Origin of the sequence: Plasticicumulans sp., from assembly GCF_035331805.1 — a bacterium.
Lineage (GTDB): Bacteria > Pseudomonadota > Gammaproteobacteria > Competibacterales > Competibacteraceae > Plasticicumulans.
This window is the reverse complement of sequence record NZ_DAOLKE010000180.1, coordinates 5,318-7,212: the sequence shown is the minus strand read 5'-3', so window position 1 is coordinate 7,212 and position 1,895 is coordinate 5,318. Positions and strand designations below refer to the sequence as shown.

The following is a 1,895-nucleotide window of genomic DNA, read 5'->3' as shown; positions in this document are numbered from 1 at the left end:
GCCCGTGACCGGCCCGGAATCCGTGCCCGCGGATTCCGGGCCGGTCTGCTTTTGCGCCCGCGGCTGCGCCGGGGCGCAGTGAACGCCGCCCGCCGGTGCGGGGTCAGGAGCCGGTACAACCGACATCCGGAGGCGGAGAACCATGTGGAGCAGCTACGACTTCTATTCGTGGACGCCGGCGATCAGCGCCGAACCCTGGCTGGTGGCGCTGATCGCGGTGCTGCTGAACGCGGTCGTGATCTGGCTGGCGACGATGCTGGTGCCCTCGGCGCAGAAGCACTACGGCTGGTGCATCCTCGCCGCGCTGCTGACCGAACTCGCCGCCTACGCCGGACACCTGCTGGTGCCGGGACCGGTCGGCGTGTTCGTCGCGCTGGCCCTGGTCGCGCTCGCCTATCACATGACGCTCGGCACCAGCTTCCTCGGCTCCTTCGGCATGGTGGTGGCGGTCGCGGTCGTGCGGCTGGCGCTAATGTTGCTGCTCGCGAGCTACGGCGAAGGGACGCGATGAACGCTTCCCGGTCGCCGCACCGGGAGCGAATGCATGAACGAACCTGCCGCGGCCACGGCCGCCGGAACCTCCGGGGCGCGCTTCGAGCGCGCCTTTCTGTTGCTGGCCGGCGGTGACGATGTCCGCCTCTGCAAGGACATCCCCGACAGCGCCTGTCGCGAGCAGCCCGGCAACTTCTTCCGTCACCTGCTGGCCGCGCTCGGCAACAAGCTCGCCGACGAGATCGCCAGCGCCCGGCTGGTGCTGCCGTGGCTGCTCGCGCAGCTCGGCGCCGGCGGGGCGGCGGTCGGCTGGCTGGTGCCGATCCGCGAGGCCGGCACGCTGGTGCCGCAGCTGCTGGTGGCGGCGTGGCTGCGGCGGCTGGCGCTGCGCAAATACGCGTGGGCCTTCGGCGGCCTGACGCAGGCGCTGGCCGCGGCCGGCATGGCGATCGTCGCGCTCGCCGGCGACGGGCCGGTCGGCGTCGCCAGCGTGCTCGGGCTGCTGCTGCTGCTCGCGCTCGGGCGCGGCTTCAGCTCGATCGCGACCAAGGACGTGATGGGCAAGACGATTGCGAAATCCCGCCGCGGCACGCTGATGGGCTGGAGCGACAGCGTCGCGAGCGTGCTGGCCCTCGTGATCGGCCTGACGCTGCCGCTGCTCGGCGAACGCCCCGAGCGCGGCCTGCTCGCGGCGCTGCTGCTGCTCGCGGCCGGCGGCTGGCTGCTGAACGCGCTCTGCGCGCTGACGATGCGCGAGGAGCCGGGCGCGACCGAAGGCGCGGTCAACGCCGGCGCGGCGCTGCTCGAAGGCCTGCAGCTGCTGCGCGCCGATCCGGCTTTCGTGCGCTTCAACCTGAGCCGCGGCCTGCTGCTCGGCAGCGCGCTGTCGCTGCCGTATCTGGTCGTGCTCGCGCACGAGCACAGCGACGCCGATCTCGCCGGCCTCGGCGTGCTGATCGTCGCCAGCAACCTCGGCGTGTTCCTGAGCAGCCCGTTCTGGGGCCGCTGGGCCGACCGTTCGAGCCGGCACGTGATGGCCGCCGCCGGCGCGCTGGCCGGGCTGACGACCGCGGTGGCGCTGGCAAGCGATGCGCTGCCGGCGACGCTCGCCGGCTCGCTCTGGTATTACGGCGCGCTGTACGGCGTGCTCGCCGCCGCGCACGCCGGCATCCAGCTCGGCCGCAAGACCTGGGTCGTCGACCTCGGCGGGCCGAAACGCGCGCTGTACGTGGCGATGTCGAACACGCTGGCCGGCGTGCTGATGCTCGCTGCCGGTGCACTGACCGGGCTGATCGCCCGCTTCTGGGGCCACCACGGCGCGCTGCTGCTGCTGACGGCGATGGCGCTCGCCGGCGCGGTGAGCACGCTGTGGCTGAAGGATGCCGAGTGAGAACCGGCATCCG

At 72.7% G+C, this 1,895-nt stretch carries 2 protein-coding genes; both read left to right on the top strand.

Going from position 1 to position 1,895, the window contains the following annotated elements:
- Positions 1 to 142: 142 nt before the first annotated feature.
- Complete coding sequence (locus PKE44_RS12575) at positions 143 to 511, top strand: hypothetical protein (RefSeq protein ID WP_324551715.1); 369 nt, start codon at positions 143 to 145, stop codon at positions 509 to 511.
- Positions 512 to 544: 33 nt separating this feature from the next.
- Positions 545 to 1,882 carry an MFS transporter gene (locus PKE44_RS12570; protein ID WP_324551713.1) on the top strand — a complete coding sequence of 446 codons (1,338 nt, stop codon included), beginning with the start codon at positions 545 to 547 and terminating at the stop codon, positions 1,880 to 1,882.
- Positions 1,883 to 1,895: the final 13 nt, after the last annotated feature.

What these genes read in the sequence shown, in the direction of transcription:
- PKE44_RS12575 (WP_324551715.1), top strand. Translation starts at nt 143, where the DNA reads ATGTGGAGCAGCTACGACTTCTATTCGTGGACGCCGGCGATCAGCGCC.
- PKE44_RS12570 (WP_324551713.1), top strand. Translation starts at nt 545, where the DNA reads ATGAACGAACCTGCCGCGGCCACGGCCGCCGGAACCTCCGGGGCGCGC.